Below are 18,104 nucleotides of genomic sequence, written 5' to 3' on the forward strand. Positions count from 1 at the left end.
CGGATATCGATAACCGCATGATCGGCATGATCCTCGTCACCCACGGCAAACTAGCCGAACACTTCATCGATGCGATGGAGCATGTCGTCGGTAAGCAGGAATCCGTGGCCACCATCTGTATAGGCCCCAATGACGACATGGAGCAGCGGCGAAAGGACATCGCCGATGCCATCGCCAGTGTCGACACCGGAGAGGGTGCGATCATCCTGACCGACCTTTTCGGGGGAACACCGTCCAATCTGGCGATCTCGCTGCTGGATACGGGACGGATCGAGGTCATCGCTGGAATCAACCTGCCGATGCTCATCCGCCTCGCTGGCGCCCGCAAGAGTATGAATGTGGTGGATGCTGTACACGCGGCGCAAACGGCCGGGCGAAATTACATTACCGTGGCAAGCGAATTCCTCGGCCAAGACCTCGATAGCGCGCGGAAAGCAAGTTGAGCGAAGTCAGGAAAAAGGTCGAGGTTGTCAACCAGCGAGGGCTGCACGCCCGGGCAAGCGCGAAATTCGTCGGCGCCGTAGCCGAACTTCCCGACAGTTGCAGCGTGCGCGTGGCGAAAGGTGACAATGAAGCTGCCGGAGGGTCCATACTTGGCTTGATGATGCTAGGCGCCGCCAAGGGTGACACGATCGAAATCATCGTAGACGGCCACAGTGCGGATGCGGTGTTGGCGGATCTTTCCGCGATGGTCGAGGACGGTTTCGGGGAGCCCTGAGAATGTCGGCGGACCGCCGGATAATCACCGGCTATTCAAATCCAACCGTGAAAGCGCTGCGCGCTCTGCGCGAAAAGAAGCATCGCAAGCGTGAGAAGAAGTTCCTCGCGGAGGGGCTGCGTTTGCTTACGGATGCGCGCGAGTGCGGGCACATCCCGGAGATATTGGTTCTGGCCGATAGGCGCGATCCTCATCCCCTGCTTACGGCGCTTGAAGATGCTGTCGATGCGAACGGGGGCGAAGTGATCGAAACCTCGCCGGACATCCTGTCCAAGATCACTGGCAAGGACAACCCGCAAGCTGTTACCGGGGTTTTTGCAGAGTTCGACACGTCTCTCAGCTCGCTGAAGCGGGACGCCTCAAATATCTGGCTCGTTGCGCAAGCCCTGCGCGATCCGGGCAATCTGGGCACTATGCTCCGCACCGGTGATGCGATCGGTGCAGGCGGACTAATCCTGATCGACGATTGCGCCGATCCGTTCAGCGTGGAAGCGGTGAGAGCGAGTATGGGTGCCGTATTCACCCAGGCAATCGCACAGACCGAATGGGCTGAGTTCGAACAGTGGCTGCGACAGGGATCAGGGCAATTGGTGGCGGCGAGTTTACGCGAAGCTCAGCCATATCGCGGCGCGCCCTATGCGGCGCCTTGCTTTGTAATGGTTGGTAATGAGAGCCGCGGTCTGCCTGAAGAATATGAGATGGCTTGCGATCTGAGGGTGACGATGCCGATGATGGGCCGTGCCGACAGCTTGAACGCTTCAGTGGCTGCTGCGGTGCTGGGCTATGAAGTGCTGTCTGGGCTAGGTTTGGATAAGTAGTTTTTTGAGAGACCAGCCTTTCGGATTAACCGAAAGTGCGAAGTTCGTCTGTGCCACCTTCAGCGATGATGTGTTCGAGGACCGCAGGGTAAAGCGGCTGGTCGAATTCCACCCCTGCCTGACGCTTTTCGATCCATCGCACCTTGGCATGCAATGGGCCAATCTTTCCGATGCGCAGCGTGATTGCGTCCCCTACCTCCAATCGCCCGACGATATCGTAGAACTGGCATCCGTATTCGGACAAGTCCTTGATTGATATATCGAAACGGATCCCTGTGCCACGCCGGTATCGCCCCAACGTAGAGATGGAATATCGAGGTTCTCTGCGTAGTTCCATCGGTCTGTTCCGGACCCCCTATCCAGCCGCGACCCAGGATTGCCGTCATTATTAAGGGTAAACGATACCGCAATTTTCTTTAAAAATGACTAATCAAAGGCGGATCGCTCTGATGCGCTAATGATCGTCCTTAATTTGGGCCGCGTCTTCGCTGCTGTAGCGTGGGCCAGCTTCGACGAGCGGCACTTCGGGAATTTCGGCTTTCCCGATCTCAATGCCCTTATCGGCCATTCGTCGACCAGAGGACAGGACGTTGCGCTCGAAACTGCCGACGAATTTGTTGTAATTGTTCACGGCGCTTTCCAGCCCGCCGCCGACGCGTTTGAGATGCTCGGACGCGGCGCGCAGGCGATCGTAGAGTTCGGCACCCATTGCGCCAATTTCCCGTGCCTCGTCGGCCATTTTGTCCTGGCGCCAGACCTGCGCGACCGTGCGCGCGATCGCGACAAGGTTGGTCGGGGTGGCCAACAGCACCTTGTTGCGGAAGGCGAAATCCCACAATTCGGGATCATGTTCGAGCGCGGCCGCCACGAAATGTTCGCCCGGTACAAACATGACGACATAGTCCGGCGCGTCATCGAACTGGCTCTGATACCCCTTGCTGCCAAGCGTCTGGACATGGTTGCGCATCGACTTGGCATGCAAATCGAGATGCCGCTTGCGCTCCTGATCATCCTCCGCCTCGAAGGCTTCCTGATAGGCATTGAGCGAGACCTTGGCATCGATGACGAGCTTCTTCTGCCCCGGGACATTGACGATGGCATCAGGACGCAGGCGCCCCTCGTCCGTTTCGATGGAATGTTCGAGGATGAAATCGGTATGTTCGGACAGCCCGCATTGTTCGAGCACATTCTGCAGCGCGCGTTCGCCCCAGCGCCCGCGCGCCTTAGGGGCATTGGTCAGGCTGTTACCCAGCCGCTGTGCCTCGCGCCGGACCTCTTCCTGCCCGCGCTGCATCTCGGTAATTTGCTGGTGCAGCCGGCCAAAGGCATCGGTGCGCTTTTCTTCCAGCGCGGCGACCTGTTTCTCGTAAGCTTCCAGCCGCTTGCCGACCGGATCGAGCAAGGCGCGCAGCTTTTCCTCGCTGGTTTTCTCCGAATGCCCCAGCCGCTCGTTCGCGCGTTCGAGGAAGGCATCCTGCGCCTTGGTCAAAACGGCAGAGCCGGTGTTTTGAAATTCTCTCAGCAGTTCTTCCCGCGCCTCGATCAAGAGACGTTTCTGCTCGTCGAAATTGGCGGTCTTCTCCTTCAGCGTGGCAAGCTCTGCACCCTGCGCTGCCTTCTCACGACGAAGGGCTTCCATACCCTCTTCATGGATGCGCCGTGTTTCGCGCAGTTCAGCATCGAGCGCATCGGCACGCTGGGCCCGGACAGTCGCATTTTCCAGATCGACAATGGCGCGGCGGAATTTATCATCCAGTTCCCTCGCCTCGGCATCGCGCTCACCATGGCGCGCCTGCCAATCCTTGGCAGGGGCCGAGCCGAAGCGATGGCCGAGAAAATAACCCAGGCCGAGGCCCAGGATGAGGCAAATGATAGCGATTAGAGTCGGATCCATCATTCCAACCTATGGGGAACACATAAGGAACACCAGCCCCGTTTCCAACGGTTTCCCCATGAGAGTGCGTGGCTTCGATATTTGATAGCCCTATTCGCCTGAGCGCGTTCGCGTGGACCAACACCACACGATCAAATTGTCCGACGAAAAAGGCGACCAGCTTCGCGCGGATCGCCTCTTCGAATTCCGGTACTTCTCGAAAGTATTAAGCCGCCTCGCGCAGCTTCTTCAGTTTCTTCAGCGCCATTCCGCGCTTTAGGCGCGATAAATGGTCGATGAAGAGAATGCCTTCCAGATGATCCATCTCATGCTGGATGCAGGTAGCCATCAGACCGTTCAGATCTTCTTCGTGCGTTTCGCCTTCCAGATCCTGATAGCGGACACGGCAGGTTGCGGGCCGGTCGACATCTGCAAAGATATCGGGGACCGAAAGACAGCCTTCCTGATAGGTGGCGAGTTCTTCGGCCGGATCGAGTATCTCGGGATTGATGAAGACGCGCGGCTCTTTCCGGGTGGGATAGTGCACGTGTTCATGGCCGCCGTGATTGCAGACTTCGCCCTCTGCATCTTCGTCCTCAGGCTGAAGGTCGATCACCAGCACGCGCTTGGGCACACCGACCTGAATCGCAGCCAAGCCGATGCCGGGCGCATCATACATGGTTTCGAACATATCGGAGACGAGCGTGCGGAGTTCGTCGTCGAACTCGGTAACCGGTTCGGACACGACTTTGAGCCGGGGGTCCGGCACTTCAAGAATTTCACGGATAGCCATGACAGGTCAAATAAGCGCGAAATGCGCGATTTTCAATCCACTTGGACCGGTCAGAGTGATCGCCTAGCCAAGAGGACGTCTCGCCCTCAAAGCTTGCGCCAGCGTTCCCTCATCCAGATAGTCCAGCTCTCCGCCTACCGGCAGGCCATGTGCGAGCTGAGTTATGCGGACCGGGTATTCGTCCAGCCGCTCAGCCAGATAATGCGCGGTGGTCTGTCCCTCCAGCGTGGCATTCATCGCCAGAACCACTTCGTCCACCCCGCCCTCTTCGACGCGGGAGAGAAGGCTGGCGATGTTCAGATCTTCGGGCCGGATGCCATCGAGTGCCGAGAGCTTGCCGCCAAGGACATGGTATTTGCCGGTAAACAGCTTGGCGCGATCCAGCGCCCACAGGTCCGCCACATCTTCCACCACGCACAGTCCCTTGCCATCGCGGCGCGGGTCGGCGCAGATTCCGCAAGGATTGGTGGTATCGACATTGCCGCAGACATCGCATTCGACCAAAGCTTCGCCCACGGTTGCCAGCGCTTCCAGTAGCGCGGGCAAAGCGCTTTCCCGGCGCTTCACCAGCCATAGCACGGCACGCCGCGCGCTGCGCGGGCCAAGCCCGGGAAGGCGGGCCAGCGCGGCCGCCAGCGTCTCGATCTCTTGCGATGCCATGACCGCACAGATAGGGGCCTTGATGGAACAGAGAAAGACCAGACAGGGACTTCATGCGCATTATCTTCATGGGATCGCCGGAATTTGCCGTGCCGACGCTAGAGGCGCTGGTTCATGCCGCGCATGACGTAGTGTGCGTTTACACCCAGCCGCCGCGCCCCGGTGGTCGCCGTGGCAAGGAACTGACCAAGACGCCCGTGCACCAACTGGCTGACCGGCTCGGGATCGAGGTTCGCCATCCTACTTCGCTGAAATCGACAGAAGAGCAGGAAGCCTTCGCCGCGCTGGGCGCCGATGTCGGCGTGGTCGCTGCCTATGGACTCATTCTCCCGCAAGCTATCCTCGATGCACCCAAGCATGGTTGCCTCAACGTTCACGCCTCGTTGCTGCCCGACTGGCGCGGAGCCGCACCGATCCACCGCTCGATCATGGCTGGTGACGAGGTCACGGGTGTCACGATCATGCAGATGGAAGCAGGCCTCGACACTGGGCCGATGCTGGCCACTGTGCGCACACAGGTAGAGGACAAGACGACCGGCGAACTGACCGAGGAACTGGCTGAATTGGGTGCACAGTTGATGGTTGGCACGCTTATTGACATCGATGCCCTGCACGCGGTCGAACAGGATGACGATGTAGCGAGTTACGCCAAGAAAATCGACAAGTCCGAGGCGCGGATCGACTGGGCGAAGCCTGCCGCAGAGGTACTGCAGCACATTCACGGCCTTTCGCCCTTTCCCGGCGCATGGTTCGACATGGACGGCGTTCGGGTCAAAATATTGCGCGCCGAACTGGCGGACGGATCGGACGAGCCCGGCGCGGTGCTGGACGATGATCTTGCCCTAGCCTGTGGCGATGGAGCCATCCGCCCCACCCGTCTTCAACGCGCGGGCAAGCCGGCAATGGATCGCGCCGATTTCCTGCGCGGCAATTCGGTTTCGAAGGGCGCCGTGCTGGCGTGACCCGCTTCGCGCTCACCATAGAATTCGACGGCACACCTTTCTTTGGCCTGCAACGTCAGGACAATGGGCCCAGTGTTCAGCAGTCGCTCGAAGATGCAGCTTTTCGCGTCACCGGAGAAGAAGTGCGCCTTCATAGTGCAGGCCGCACCGATACCGGTGTCCATGCACTCGCCATGCGCAGCCACATGGATGTTGAAAAGGATATCGCACCTTTCAGGCTGATGGAGGCTTTGAATGCGCAAGTCCGGCCCGACCCGATTGCGGTAACCCACTGTGAAGTGGTCGCCGATGATTGGCACGCCCGGTTTTCGTGCACGGGCCGCAGTTATGTCTATCGCATCGCCAATCGCCGCGCACCGCTGACGCTGGAGCGCAACCGTCTCTGGCAAGTACCGCAAGATCTGGATCACGATGCCATGGACCGTGCTGCGAAGGCACTGGTCGGCCTGCATGATTTCACCACCTTCCGTTCGGTCCAGTGTCAGGCGCAAAGCCCCGTCAAGACGCTCGACCGGCTCGATGTCGAGCGCGTGGGTGACGAAGTGCGCATCCACGCAGCGGCGCGAAGTTTTCTTCATCATCAGGTACGCTCGATGGTGGGCTGTCTTGCGCTGGTCGGCATGGGCCGCTGGCGCGAAGAGCAGATGGCAGAGGCGCTGGAGGCTCGCGATCGGCAGGCGCTGGGGCTCAATGCGCCACCCCACGGCCTCTACTTCATTGAGGCGACCTATCCGGACGATGCCTGACGTAACGGCACCCTAGCCAACTCTCCTTTCGAGGCGTAGCGAGACGACCAAACAGGTTTCAATAACGCACCGAAAGGGAACAGGATGACTACTGGCAAGCAGCTTTTCACCACGCTTGAAAGCGACGGCACGCTCACTCTCGCGATCGAGGAGGTCACCTTCCCCGAGCCGAAAGGCAATCAGGTTCTGGTCAAGATGGAAGCGGCGCCGATAAACCCTTCCGACCTGGCTATTCTGACCGGCGCTGCCGATTTCGAGAACGCCGAATATTCGCCGGGCAAGGTTGTCGCCAAGATGCCCGAACCGTTCAATTCCGGCCAGAAATCGCGGCACGGCAAGAAGCTTCCTGCAGGTAATGAAGGTGCCGGCACCGTTGTCGCCACGGGCGATAGCGACACTGCGAAGGCGCTGATGGGCCAGCGGGTTTCCTGTGTCCCGGGCAACGCGTTCAGCCAGTATGCCATTGCCGATGCGAACATGTGTCTCCCGCTGGGCGATCACAGCGCCGAAGCGGGCGCATCGAGCTTCGTAAACCCGATGACCGCCCTCGGCTTCGCGGAGAATACGAAGATGGAAGGACAAAGCGCCATCCTCCACACGGTCGGCGCATCGAACCTTGGCCAGATGCTCAACCGTATCTGCATCGAAGACGGGCTTGGCCTCGTGAATATCGTGCGCAAGGATGATCAGGCCGACCTGCTGAAATCGCAGGATGCGACTCATGTCGTGAACTCGTCGGGCGATGATTTCATGAAGAAACTTCGCGATGCGATCGAAGATACGGGCGCTTTCTTCGGCTTCGATCCGATCGGTGGCGGCAAGATGGTCGACAGTTGCTTCAAGGCCATGGAGCAGGTCGCAGTGGCGAACATGAAGGAATATTCGCGCTACGGTTCGAACCAGGCGAAACGCATGTTCATTTACGGCCGCCTGGATGTCAGCCCGACCACGCTGACGCCGTCATACGGTTTTGGCTGGACCTTGTCCGGCTGGCTCCTGTTCCCCTTCCTCCAGCAGGCGGGTCAGGAAACGATGGCGCGGATGCGTAAGCGCGTGCTGGACAACCTCACCACCACCTTTGCCAGCAGTTACAAGGCGAAGGTCGATCTTGAGGCGATGCTGACCAAGGATGCCATCCTAGACTATCGCGAGATGAAAACCGGCCAGAAATATCTGGTCACGCCCCAGGGCTGACCTAACGACGGTCGAACTTTTGCTGGATGGCGGCGGGGTCGGTGATCCCGTACGCCAGAAGCAATTGCAGAAGTACGCGCGCTTTCTGGGGGTTCAGGGCACGCGCTGCGATGAAGCCGTTTTCCTCATCTTCCGGCTCACGGTCGACAAGACCTTCGTCGGTTCGGCTAGCCCGGACTACGGGCAGGCCATTGCGAGCCTGGGCAAGCAGAGCCTGGCGAACCGGGTCCGGCATATTGCCCTCTCCCAGTCCGGCAACGACGATGCCCTTGGTCGCCTCGCCAATTTGGCGCCTCACGACCGATTCATCGAGTCCGGCATAGGCGTAGACAATCACGACTTCGGGAAGGTGGTCGCGCCACGCGAATGCCGGCCCCCTGCCCTTCCGCCATGGCGCACCGAACCATTCCAGACTGGCAGGCGTGACGAGACCGATCGATTCGCGCGGAAAGCCACGGAAGGCTTCCGTGCCGCGCGTGCGAACCTTGCGCACATCGCGCGCGGCAAACACCCGGTCCCCCATCACTACGAGTACACCGCGCCCCGCAGCATCCGGGTCGCTGGCAACCCGCACTGCACTGGCGAAGTTCCTCAGGCCATCGTAGCCGACCGCATCGGCAGGCCGCATCGCGCCCACTACGACTACCGGTTTGTCCGCCGGTAATGTCAGGTCGAGCAAGAAGGCAGTTTCTTCCAGCGTATCGGTGCCATGCGTAACGATGATGCCGCGGCAGTTATCGTCAGCCATCGATTCCATGATCGCCGCATGGAGCGGATTCCAGACCGTAGGCCCCATGTCGGCCGAATCGATATTGGCGATCTGACGGCCTGAAAGGTCGGCGCCCAGCCCCAGACCACCGACTTTTTCGAGATAATCTTCGATCCCGATTTCACCCGCGCGATACTCTTTGGCTATCGCAGAACCGGCGATTCCCGCGATTGTGCCGCCGGTGGCAAGGACGGTAAGGCTGGTCGAATTCGTGCTTGTCATCATAAAGCGCACTAGCGGGAATTGATTTATGCGTCACGCACGCTATGTGGCGCTTCACCCGATGCTGGTCGGGGCGATTAGCTCAGTTGGTAGAGCATCTCGTTTACACCGAGAGGGTCGGCGGTTCGAGCCCGTCATCGCCCACCAGTTCAACGCTTCGGGTCTTCATTTCAGCCACAGCCTGAGCCCGTAGGCCACCGCGCCGAGAACGGCGACGCTGGCAATCCAGATCATCACCATCCACCCCACCCGGCGCCAAAGCGGGGCTTTCTCCGCGTCTTCAGCGCCGGAGAGCGGGTCGAACTTCATCAGTGGTAGCCTTCCGTACCCACCTTGCCGCGGAAGACCCAATAGGCCCAGGCGGTGTAGGCAAGGATGAGCGGCATCGTGATTGCCACGCCGATCAGCATGAATATCTGGCTTTTCTCCGGTGCGGCAGCGTCCCAGATCGTCACGCCCGGCGGGATGACATTGGGCCAGATGGTCAGACCAAGACCGGCCATGCCAAGGAAGAACAGCGCGATGGATAGCCAGAACGGCTTGCTGTGCCGCTCCTTGCGGAGCGCCCCCAGCAGCGAAAGCGCAATCACGGCGGTCACGATCGGCACCCATGCGGTGATGTAAATCTCGGGCGCGGTCAGCCAGCGGTCGGAATATTCGGGGTTGAGAACGAGGTTGTAGGCACTGACGGCCCCCATCAGGGCGAGTGTCGCCAGGAACGCTTTCTTGGCGAGTCCACGGGCATGGTGCTGCGCGTCGCCTTCCAGCTTCCAGATCAGCCAGGTTGCACCCAGCAGGGCATAGCCTGCTACGGTGCCCACGCCGGTCAGCAGCGTATAGGGTGTCAGCCAGTCCCACCAGCTGCCCGCATAAGCGCGGTCCTGCACCTCGATCCCCTGCAGCATCGCGCCAAGGATCATGCCCTGCGACATGGCCGCAAGGAAGCTGCCCGCGGTGAAGCTGATGTCCCAGAATTTCTCATGTGCCTTGTCGCGCCAACGGAATTCGAAGGCCACACCCCGGAAGACCAGCCCGAGCAGCATGGCGATGATGAGCGGATAGGTTGCGGGCAGGATCACCGCATAAGCTAACGGAAAGGCCGCAAACAGCCCTCCGCCGCCAAGCACCAGCCAGGTTTCGTTGCCATCCCAGACGGGAGCGATGGAGTTCATCGCCTGATCCCGCTCCTGCCCCGGTTTGAAGGTCGGGAAGAGAATGCCGATGCCGAGATCGAACCCGTCCATCACCACATAGGCGAAGACGGCGAAGGCGATGATGAAGGCCCAGATGACCGTGAGGTCGAAATCAATTCCCATCGGTCGCTTCCTCCTGGCTATCGGGCAGCACGTCCGGGTCAGAGCCCGGGTTCTGGGTCGGTCCCGGGGTAATACCCGCAGTACGGACCGGGCCCTTCTCCGTGCGCTTGACGCCCTTCTCACCAAGGTGCGGCGGATGGCTCATCAGGCGGAGGATGTACCAGGTGCCCACGCCGAAGACGGCAAAATAAACCACCACGAAGGCGATGAGCGAGGTTGCCACGGCCGGCGCGTCGAGCGGGCTGGCGCTGTCCGCCGTGCGCAACACGCCATAAACGGTCCAGGGCTGCCGGCCCACTTCGGTGGTTATCCACCCCGCGATCACCGCCACGAAGCCGGATGGCCCCATGATCACAGCGGCGCGGTGGAGCCAGCTCCAGTCGTAAAGCTTTTTCCGCAACCGCGCGAACAGGCTCCACGCGCCAAGGCCCAGCATCAGAAAACCGATGCCGACCATGATGCGGAAAGCCCAGAACACGGGAAATACCGGCGGCTGATCTTCATCGGCAATCGTGTCCAAACCTGCCAGCGGAGCGTCGAGCTCATGCTTCAGGATAAGGCTGGAAAGCTTGGGAATGCCCACCGCATAATCCAGCCGCTGCTCCTTGTCGTTGGGAATGCCAAACAGATAGAGCGGCGCGCCATCCGGGTGGCTTTCATAATGCCCTTCCATCGCCATGACCTTGGCCGGTTGATGTTCCAGCGTATTCAGCCCGTGCATGTCGCCCGCGAAGATCTGTATCGGCGCGACCAGGGCAGCCATCCACATGGCCATCGAGAACATCTTGCGCGCATGCTGGTTGGTGCGATCCTTGAGCAGGTGCCACGCGCCCACCCCGCCCACGACCAGAGCGGTCGTGAGGTAAGCAGCGATCACCGTATGCACCAGCCGGAACGGGAAGCTGGGATTGAAGACGATGTCGAACCAGCTCGCTTCGGGCAGAAGTTGGCCCGCGTCACTCACGCTCCAGCCGACCGGCGTCTGCATCCAGCTGTTGACCGACAGTATCCAGAATGCGGAAATGAAGGTACCCAGCGCCACCATGAAAGTGGCGAAGAAGTGCAGGCCCTTGCCCACCCGGTTCATTCCGAACAGCATGACCCCGAGGAACCCAGCCTCGAGGAAGAAGGCGGTCAGCACTTCATATGCCATGAGTGGCCCCAGGATCGGGCCCGTCTTGTCGGAAAATACCGACCAGTTGGTGCCGAACTGGTAGCTCATCACGATGCCGGAAACGACGCCCATCGCAAAGGCGATGGCGAAAATCTTCAGCCAATATTTGAACAGATCCTGGTAAAGTTGCTTGCCGGTTTTCAGCCACAGCGCTTCCAGCACTGCGAGATAGCTCGCCAGCCCGATCGAAAACGCCGGGAAAATAAAATGGAAACTCACCGTAAAGGCGAACTGTATGCGAGCTAGCAGAAGCGCGTCGGCATTTTCGAACATGGCTGGAGCCTATAGCGCGAAATTGTCCAAACCGCGATGAAAGCTGTGCATCACATGATGCGCGCGGCGCACCAGCTTATTCTACGCAGTCGGTGAGAACAGCCAAACGGCCGCTCTAACCCGCTAAAGCCTGATCGATAGTCGCGCGAGCTTCCTCGCTTCCCCAGTCGTAATCCCCCCGCACACGCCAGACTTCCTGTCCGCTTGCATCGTAGAGAACCGTGGTCGGCAGCACCGTGTCACCAAGAGCATATCCAAGCCCGGCCTCTGGATCGAGCCACGGCTCGAGATGCTCATAGCCACCCTCCTTGAAGAAAGCGGCAACCTTGTCTGCGCTGCCCATATCCTGGCTGACCGTGACCACTCGCAAATTGTCGCCATAGTCAGCCGCCAAGTCATCGAGCAGGGGCATTTCCTTGACGCAGGGCGCGCACCACGTGGCCCACAGGTTGAGCAGCACGGGCTGCCCCTGCAGCGCCCCGAGATTGAGATCGCGGCCATCCGGGTCCTGCACATTCATCACCGGCATCAGCGTGCCTGCAGTGGAGGTGTCGATTTCCCCGGTTGCCGCATTTGAAGCACCGCTTTCTTGCGCCTGCTCGGGCGCGCTCCTATCGCAGCCGGCAACAGCCAGACCGAGGATACAGACGAACGTGAGCAACAAGCGGGACAATAAGGGCTCCAACAGCATGTGGGGCGGAAGGTTCGCCGAAGGGCCTAGCGCGATCATGCGTGAAATCAACGCCTCAATCCCTTTCGATAAGGCGCTGTGGCGGGAAGATATCGCGGGCAGCCGCGCGCATGTCGCCATGCTGGCGAAGCAGGGCATCGTGAGCGAAGCCGATGCCAAGACGATCGATGACGGACTGCAGCAGGTTGCCGCCGAATATGAAACCGACGGGGTGCCCGAAGACTGGGATCTCGAGGACATCCATATGACGGTTGAATCGCGGCTTACCGAAATCGTCGGCCCGGCGGCGGGTCGCTTGCACACTGCCCGTAGCCGCAACGACCAGGTGGCAACCGATTTCCGCATGTGGGTCCGCACGGCGATGCAGCGCGCCATTGCCGGGATCGACGCGGTTCTCGGCGGACTGGTCCAGCGTGCCGAGGAACATGCCGACAGCATCATGCCCGGCTTCACCCATTTGCAGACCGCGCAGCCGGTCACACTCGGCCATCACCTGCTCGCCTATTTCGAGATGCTGGTCCGCGATCGCTCGCGCTTCTCCGATGCGCTGGCGCGGATGGACGAATGCCCGCTGGGCTCTGCGGCGCTGGCAGGCACCGGCTTCGATCTCGATCGCGACATGACCGCGCAGGCGCTCGGCTTTGCCCGCCCGACGCGCAACAGCCTTGACGCCGTGTCGGACCGGGATTTCGCGCTCGATTACTTGGTGGCGGCCAGCCAATGTTCGCTGCACCTCAGCCGTCTGGCGGAAGAATTCATCATCTGGGCCAGCCAGCCCTTCGGCTTCGTGAAGCTGCCCGACACGCTTTCTACCGGCAGTTCGATCATGCCGCAGAAACGCAATCCCGATGCCGCCGAACTCGTGCGCGGTCACGCGGGCCGCGTGATTGGCTGCGCCACCAGCCTGATGGTGACCATGAAGGGCTTGCCGCTGGCCTATTCGAAGGACATGCAGGACGACAAGCCGCCCGTGTTCGAAGCGGCAGGCCTGCTCGATCTCAGCCTTGCCGCCATGGCCGGCATGGTCGCCGACAGCGGCTTCAACACCGACCGGATGCGCAAGGCGGCCGAGGCTGGACATGCGACAGCCACCGATCTTGCCGACTGGCTCGTGCGCCAGGCCGACGTTCCCTTTCGCGAGGCGCATCATATCACCGGCGCAGCCGTAAAGCTGGCCGACGAGAAGGGGGTCGCTCTGGACAGCCTTGCGATCGAGGATCTGAAAGCCATCGACGAACGGATCGACGAACGGGTTTTCGATGCCCTGTCGGTCGATGCCTCCGTGGCTGCCCGCGCTTCCTATGGCGGCACGGCACCCATCCGTGTAAGGGAACAGGCGAAAGAAGCCCGCAAGCGGCTGGAGGAATTCTGATCTCTATGCGTACAATCGCCATTCTCGGCCTGGCCGCCCTGCTGGGGGCCTGCGGACAGAAAACGGATCTGAAGCCGCTGGCGGGTGAGACCTTGCCCCCCACACCCTATGGCGCGGAAGTGCAGCCGGATTCGCAGGATCTGCTGGCCCTCGACCCGCAGGCTGCACCGGACCGTTCGGTTGAATTGCGGACCCGTTCCGAAGAACGGGAAGACGATCCTTTCGACCTTCCGCCCGAATGAATTGCACCCTCACAAGCACACATTGTTAGACACACCGCTCGGGATTGGGCAGAGGCGCCGGCATGGACCATTTCCAGCTTCGTAACGGCGCACTTTACGCCGAGAATGTCCCGCTTTCCGCGATTGCCGAAGATGTCGGCACGCCGGTCTATGTCTATTCGCGCGCCACGCTGGTGCGCCATGCGCGCGTCTTTCGCGATGCTTTGGCAGAGCTGAAAAACCCGCATATCGCCTTTGCGGTAAAGGCGAACCCTAACCTCTCCGTTCTGCATGTACTCGCCAATGAAGGCTACGGTGCCGACGTGGTGTCGGGCGGGGAACTGCGCCGCGCGCTGGCTGCCGGGATGAAGGCGGAAGACATCGTGTTCTCCGGCGTCGGGAAAACCCACGCCGAACTGCAGGAAGGCCTCGAAGCGGGCATCGGCCAGTTCAATGTCGAGAGCGAGGAAGAAGGCTACGAGCTCGCTGCCATCGCCCGGCGGCTGGGGATGAAGGCCGCCTGTGCCTTGCGGGTGAACCCCGATGTCGATGCGCGCACGCATGAGAAAATCTCAACCGGCAAGCGTGAGAACAAGTTCGGCGTCCCGCTCGACCGGGCGGTGGAAATCTACACTGCGCTGTCGAAGGAAGACGGTCTCGACATGCGCGGCATCGCCGTTCACATCGGCAGCCAGCTTGCCGATCTGGAACCGCTGGAAACAGCCTTCGGGAAAGTCGGCGCGCTTATCGCGGAACTCCGCGATGGCGGCTGCAAGGTCAGCCATGCCGATCTTGGAGGAGGCTTGGGCGTTCCTTACAAGGCTGGCGAAGAACTACCCGCCCCGGCGGAATACGGCGCCATGGTTGCGCGCGTTACCCGCGACTGGGACGTGCAGCTGATGTTCGAACCGGGCCGGGTGATCGCGGGCAATGCGGGTGTCTTGCTGACGCGGGTCATCCGGGTGAAGCGCGGGATCGAGCGGCCGTTCGTCGTGGTCGATGCCGCTATGAACGATCTTGCCCGCCCTGCCATGTACGGCGCTTGGCACGATTTCGAAGCGGTGGAGCCCAGCGGCGCAACGACCGTGGCGCATATCGTGGGGCCGATCTGCGAAACCGGCGATACTTTCGCGATGGACCGCGAATGCGATGAACTTGTTGCCGGCGATCTCGCCGTATTCCGCACCGCCGGGGCCTATGGCGCCACCATGGCGTCGAGCTACAATTCGCGCGGTTTCGTGGCCGAAGTGCTGGTGGACGATGACCGCTATGCCGTGGTGGCAGAGCGGATCGGAGCGGATTCGATCATGGACGCCGAACGCGTGCCCGACTGGCTCGAAGGCTGATGCATTCGCTTCCCCTCTTCCACCGGATCGGGGGTGAGCGTGTCGTCGTGGTCGGCGACGGCGAAATGGCCGATGCAAAAGCGCGGCTTGTCGTGCGGGCGGGAGGCATTCCTTGCCCGGAAACCGAGGCTCATTACGCGCGGCTCGCCTTCGTGGCGCTGGACGACCCGAAGGCGGCGGCTGCCGCGCATTTGCGGCTGAAGCGCGCCGGGTTGCTGGTGAATGTCGCCGACCAACCAGAGCTGTGCGATTTCACCCTGCCCAGCGTGCTCGACCGTGATCCTGTGCTGGTGGCCGTGAGCACTGGCGGTGCTTCGGCGGGGCTGGCCAAGCATCTGCGCCTGCGGCTCGAGCGCCTTCTGCCCCAGTCGCTCGGCGGGCTGGCGCAGGCGCTATCCGATGCACGCGAGGCTATTCGGCGCAAATTCCCCGAAGCTTCGACACGGCGCAGGGCGCTCGACGATGCGCTGGCGGAAGGGGGCGCGCTCGATCCGCTCGAGAGCCGCGAAACTGCCGGCGTCGGGGAATGGCTTGCCAGTCCCGCGACCACTGGCGGCATGGAATTGCATGAATTCGTGTTGGCGAGCGATGATCCCGACGATCTGACCCTGCGCCAGGCACGCCTGCTGGGCAAAGCGGATGCGGTGCTACACGATCCCGCCATTCCCGAAGCGATTCTGGTGCGCGCCCGGGCCGATGCGCAGCGCATTGCCCTGCCCGCCGACCCGCCGGGTGACGGGATCGCCGTGATCCTGCGCCGCAAAGCCTAGGCCGCGACAGCCTCACCCGCAGTAACAAACCCGATCGCCGCGAAATAGCGGGCCATGCTGTCCGCTGTCCTGTCCGCCAGCGCGATATGGGCACGCCTACGGTCATGCGGATCGGGAATGCGGAGCAGCAGGTCGGCTTCGACCATCTGGCCGATCCAGCGCAGTGCCGTGGTGGCGGGAACGCCCGCTGCGATACACAGCGAACTGACGCTGACCTGCTGGCGTTCGGCCCGCGCGGCGGCGAGGTCGAGCAGGATGTCCCACGCCGGATCGGCGAAGAGTTCCGCATCGAAGAAATTGCTGCGCAGCTGCCGGTGGTGGATCAGCTTGCGGATCGTTTCGGCGGGCGGCAACTGGGGCGCCATATCGCGCGCTCTGGTGCCCGGTTCATCGCTTTCGCCGCGGAACGTCTGCCTAGGCGATTCGAAGCGGAAGGCGCCCCCGTCCGCCGTGCGGCCCGCGAAGACCTGCGCCGAGAGCCCTTCCACCCGCTGCGCCACGCGGCCGACCTGTTCGGTCAGGCGCAGCAGCATCAGCCGGTCGGTTTCCGACAGTTCGCGCAGGCGCAGGTTCGGCACGCTGGCCAGCACGCGCCCGATCGCGATCACCCGGTCGGCGCGGCCCGGATCGACCAGGATCTGCGCCGGCGAGATTGTGAAACAGCCGAACACCACGTCGAGCGAGTCCATGATGGTGGAGACGACCAGCTGCGCGCCTGACTTGGCCGCGCGCACATCCAGCCGCGAAAGCAGCGCCATGGCCTGCGCGTCCATTGCCGTGCAATCGACCAGCACCAGATCGCCCAGCGCCCCGCTCGACCCGCTGCCGAATTCATCGAGGCCGCAGCATTCCAGCACGCGGAAGCCCGCGCCTTCGGCATCGGCGCGCATTTCGCCCCGCACCGTGTCGCGATCGGCCAGGATCGTGACCGTCAGCTGGCAACCGGCACCATCGTAAACCGGCTCGTAAGCGAAATCCTGCATCGAATCAGCCCCTTCAAGTTGCAGGAACAGAAGTAGAACAGAGCGTGAATTTGTCAATATCTCACCATGCATGCAGCCCGGATGCGCGCGCCACGCACCACGGCGCTCGCCAAGGGCGGCAAAAGCGATTAGGGGCTGGACCATGCATTTTCTCGACCAAGCCAAGATCTATCTGAAATCCGGCGGGGGCGGCCCGGGTGCGGTCAGCTTCCGGCGCGAGAAGTATATCGAATATGGCGGCCCCGACGGCGGCAATGGCGGCAAGGGCGGCGATATCATCTTCCGCGCCGTGCAGGGCCTCAACACGCTGATCGACTTCCGCTATGCCCAGCATTTCAAGGCACCGCGCGGCTCCCACGGCATGGGCAAGGACCGCACCGGCGCAGGCGCGAACGATCTCATCATCGACGTGCCGGTGGGCACGCAGATCCTGTCGGAAGACAAGGAAGAGGTGCTGGCCGATTTCACCGAAGTGGGCCAGGAAATCGTCTTCCTCGAAGGCGGCATCGGCGGCCGCGGCAATGCGAGCTACAAAAGCTCCACCAATCGCGCCCCTCGCCAGCACCAGCCCGGCATGCCGGGCGAGGAAATGTGGGTCTGGCTGCGGCTGAAGCTGCTCGCCGATGTCGGCCTGCTGGGCCTGCCCAATGCGGGCAAGAGCACGCTGATCAACCAGGTCACCAACACCAAGGCCAAGGTCGGCGATTACGCCTTCACCACGCTGATCCCCAAGCTGGGCGTCGTGCGGCACAAGGGCCGCGAATTCGTGCTGGCGGATATTCCCGGCCTGATCGAAGGCGCGGCGGACGGTGCCGGTATCGGTGACCGGTTCCTGGGCCATATCGAGCGCTGCCGCGTGCTGATCCATTTGATCGACATTGCAGGCCAGGATCCGGCCGAAGCCTATAACACCGTCAATGCCGAGCTGGACGCATATGGCGAAGGGCTGGCCGACAAGCCGCAACTGGTCGCGCTGAACAAGCTCGACCTTGCCGATGCCGAACTGGGCAAGGCCTTTGCCGACGAATTGCTGGCCGCCGGTGCCGACAAGGTGTTCAACATCTCCGGCGCGACCGGCGAAGGCATGGAAGAACTGCTCGACGGCGTTTTGTCCTACCTGCCCGATCGCACCTCCACCGAAACGCAGGCCGAAGAGGTCGAGGACGAGGCCGACGAGCCCGACTGGTCGCCCATCTGACGCCC

Annotated in this window: 21 protein-coding genes and 1 tRNA gene; 12 read left to right on the forward strand and 10 right to left on the reverse strand. The window is 61.7% G+C overall.

The features are described from left to right. Positions 1 to 17 precede the first annotated feature (17 nt). Genes ACYQ0G_RS12135 through ACYQ0G_RS12145 form a run of 3 tightly spaced genes read left to right on the forward strand, consistent with a single transcriptional unit; the run spans position 18 to position 1,536 of the window. Positions 18 to 443, forward strand: a complete 426-nt coding sequence (locus ACYQ0G_RS12135) for a PTS sugar transporter subunit IIA (protein ID WP_460102994.1) — start codon at positions 18 to 20, stop codon at positions 441 to 443. After that, the gene (locus tag ACYQ0G_RS12140; RefSeq protein ID WP_460102996.1) at positions 440 to 718 is read left to right on the forward strand and encodes an HPr family phosphocarrier protein; all 279 of its coding nucleotides are present in this window, start codon (positions 440 to 442) and stop codon (positions 716 to 718) included. Before ACYQ0G_RS12135 ends, ACYQ0G_RS12140 begins: the two co-directional genes overlap by 4 nt. 2 nt (positions 719 to 720) lie before the next feature. After that, positions 721 to 1,536 carry a TrmH family RNA methyltransferase gene (locus ACYQ0G_RS12145; RefSeq protein ID WP_460102997.1) on the forward strand — a complete coding sequence of 272 codons (816 nt, stop codon included), beginning with the start codon at positions 721 to 723 and terminating at the stop codon, positions 1,534 to 1,536. 25 nt (positions 1,537 to 1,561) lie between these two features. Here ACYQ0G_RS12145 and ACYQ0G_RS12150 read toward each other — a convergent pair whose 3' ends face one another. From ACYQ0G_RS12150 to recR, 4 genes are all read right to left on the reverse strand, one after another. Beyond that, on the reverse strand, positions 1,562 to 1,873 hold the full coding sequence (locus tag ACYQ0G_RS12150; RefSeq protein ID WP_460102999.1) for a PilZ domain-containing protein: 312 nt from the start codon (positions 1,871 to 1,873) through the stop codon (positions 1,562 to 1,564). A gap of 117 nt (positions 1,874 to 1,990) precedes the next feature. Then, complete coding sequence (locus ACYQ0G_RS12155; protein WP_460103363.1) at positions 1,991 to 3,430, reverse strand: DNA recombination protein RmuC; 1,440 nt, start codon at positions 3,428 to 3,430, stop codon at positions 1,991 to 1,993. 205 nt (positions 3,431 to 3,635) lie between these two features. Beyond that, positions 3,636 to 4,202, reverse strand: coding sequence for a peptide deformylase (locus ACYQ0G_RS12160; protein ID WP_460103001.1), 567 nt, complete (start codon positions 4,200 to 4,202; stop codon positions 3,636 to 3,638). Between the two features lie 63 nt (positions 4,203 to 4,265). After that, entirely contained in the window at positions 4,266 to 4,862 is a 597-nt protein-coding gene (gene recR / locus ACYQ0G_RS12165) for a recombination mediator RecR (protein WP_460103002.1), read from the reverse strand. A gap of 53 nt (positions 4,863 to 4,915) precedes the next feature. Here recR and fmt point away from each other — a divergent pair, with 53 nt between their 5' ends. The 3 genes from fmt to ACYQ0G_RS12180 all read left to right on the forward strand — a co-directional run bounded on the left by fmt (position 4,916) and on the right by ACYQ0G_RS12180 (position 7,764). Continuing rightward, a complete protein-coding gene (fmt, locus tag ACYQ0G_RS12170; protein WP_460103004.1) occupies positions 4,916 to 5,824 on the forward strand; it encodes a methionyl-tRNA formyltransferase in 909 nt (302 codons plus the stop codon). Beyond that, complete coding sequence (gene truA / locus ACYQ0G_RS12175; protein WP_460103006.1) at positions 5,821 to 6,570, forward strand: tRNA pseudouridine(38-40) synthase TruA; 750 nt, start codon at positions 5,821 to 5,823, stop codon at positions 6,568 to 6,570. The genes fmt and truA overlap by 4 nt, the downstream gene beginning before the upstream one ends. A gap of 84 nt (positions 6,571 to 6,654) precedes the next feature. Beyond that, on the forward strand, positions 6,655 to 7,764 hold the full coding sequence (locus ACYQ0G_RS12180) for a zinc-binding dehydrogenase (protein WP_460103008.1): 1,110 nt from the start codon (positions 6,655 to 6,657) through the stop codon (positions 7,762 to 7,764). Between the two features lies 1 nt (position 7,765). Here ACYQ0G_RS12180 and ACYQ0G_RS12185 read toward each other — a convergent pair whose 3' ends face one another. Continuing rightward, positions 7,766 to 8,758 carry an asparaginase gene (locus ACYQ0G_RS12185; RefSeq protein ID WP_460103010.1) on the reverse strand — a complete coding sequence of 331 codons (993 nt, stop codon included), beginning with the start codon at positions 8,756 to 8,758 and terminating at the stop codon, positions 7,766 to 7,768. 68 nt (positions 8,759 to 8,826) lie between these two features. Between ACYQ0G_RS12185 and ACYQ0G_RS12190 the strand changes: the two genes are divergently transcribed. Next, positions 8,827 to 8,902: transfer RNA gene (locus ACYQ0G_RS12190), tRNA-Val, on the forward strand. Positions 8,903 to 8,920: 18 nt separating this feature from the next. Here ACYQ0G_RS12190 and ACYQ0G_RS12195 read toward each other — a convergent pair. The 4 genes from ACYQ0G_RS12195 to ACYQ0G_RS12210 all read right to left on the reverse strand — a co-directional run bounded on the left by ACYQ0G_RS12195 (position 8,921) and on the right by ACYQ0G_RS12210 (position 12,191). Beyond that, entirely contained in the window at positions 8,921 to 9,064 is a 144-nt protein-coding gene (locus tag ACYQ0G_RS12195) for a DUF2474 domain-containing protein (RefSeq protein WP_460103012.1), read from the reverse strand. Continuing rightward, the gene (gene cydB / locus ACYQ0G_RS12200; RefSeq protein WP_460103014.1) at positions 9,064 to 10,071 is read right to left on the reverse strand and encodes a cytochrome d ubiquinol oxidase subunit II; all 1,008 of its coding nucleotides are present in this window, start codon (positions 10,069 to 10,071) and stop codon (positions 9,064 to 9,066) included. The genes ACYQ0G_RS12195 and cydB overlap by 1 nt, the downstream gene beginning before the upstream one ends. Beyond that, positions 10,061 to 11,518 carry a cytochrome ubiquinol oxidase subunit I gene (locus ACYQ0G_RS12205; RefSeq protein WP_460103016.1) on the reverse strand — a complete coding sequence of 486 codons (1,458 nt, stop codon included), beginning with the start codon at positions 11,516 to 11,518 and terminating at the stop codon, positions 10,061 to 10,063. The genes cydB and ACYQ0G_RS12205 overlap by 11 nt, the downstream gene beginning before the upstream one ends. 115 nt (positions 11,519 to 11,633) lie before the next feature. Then, positions 11,634 to 12,191: a TlpA family protein disulfide reductase gene (locus ACYQ0G_RS12210; RefSeq protein ID WP_460103018.1), complete on the reverse strand. Its 558-nt coding sequence runs from the start codon at positions 12,189 to 12,191 to the stop codon at positions 11,634 to 11,636. Between the two features lie 16 nt (positions 12,192 to 12,207). Here ACYQ0G_RS12210 and argH point away from each other — a divergent pair, with 16 nt between their 5' ends. From argH to ACYQ0G_RS12230, 4 genes are all read left to right on the forward strand, one after another. Next, positions 12,208 to 13,581, forward strand: a complete 1,374-nt coding sequence (argH, locus tag ACYQ0G_RS12215; RefSeq protein ID WP_460103364.1) for an argininosuccinate lyase — start codon at positions 12,208 to 12,210, stop codon at positions 13,579 to 13,581. A gap of 5 nt (positions 13,582 to 13,586) precedes the next feature. Next, complete coding sequence (locus ACYQ0G_RS12220; RefSeq protein WP_460103020.1) at positions 13,587 to 13,823, forward strand: hypothetical protein; 237 nt, start codon at positions 13,587 to 13,589, stop codon at positions 13,821 to 13,823. A 62-nt stretch (positions 13,824 to 13,885) separates the two neighbouring features. Continuing rightward, entirely contained in the window at positions 13,886 to 15,148 is a 1,263-nt protein-coding gene (gene lysA / locus ACYQ0G_RS12225) for a diaminopimelate decarboxylase (protein ID WP_460103023.1), read from the forward strand. Continuing rightward, on the forward strand, positions 15,148 to 15,918 hold the full coding sequence (locus ACYQ0G_RS12230) for a precorrin-2 dehydrogenase/sirohydrochlorin ferrochelatase family protein (RefSeq protein WP_460103025.1): 771 nt from the start codon (positions 15,148 to 15,150) through the stop codon (positions 15,916 to 15,918). Before lysA ends, ACYQ0G_RS12230 begins: the two co-directional genes overlap by 1 nt. Here ACYQ0G_RS12230 and ACYQ0G_RS12235 read toward each other — a convergent pair. Next, positions 15,915 to 17,045, reverse strand: coding sequence for a MarR family transcriptional regulator (locus ACYQ0G_RS12235; RefSeq protein WP_460103027.1), 1,131 nt, complete (start codon positions 17,043 to 17,045; stop codon positions 15,915 to 15,917). The two genes, ACYQ0G_RS12230 and ACYQ0G_RS12235, sit on opposite strands and share 4 nt — an antisense overlap. On the opposite strand from ACYQ0G_RS12235, the gene obgE reads away from it, so the two are divergent. Then, entirely contained in the window at positions 17,044 to 18,099 is a 1,056-nt protein-coding gene (gene obgE, locus ACYQ0G_RS12240) for a GTPase ObgE (protein WP_460103029.1), read from the forward strand. The two genes, ACYQ0G_RS12235 and obgE, sit on opposite strands and share 2 nt — an antisense overlap. Positions 18,100 to 18,104 lie beyond the last annotated feature (5 nt).

The organism is Qipengyuania triglochinis, assembly GCF_054655615.1.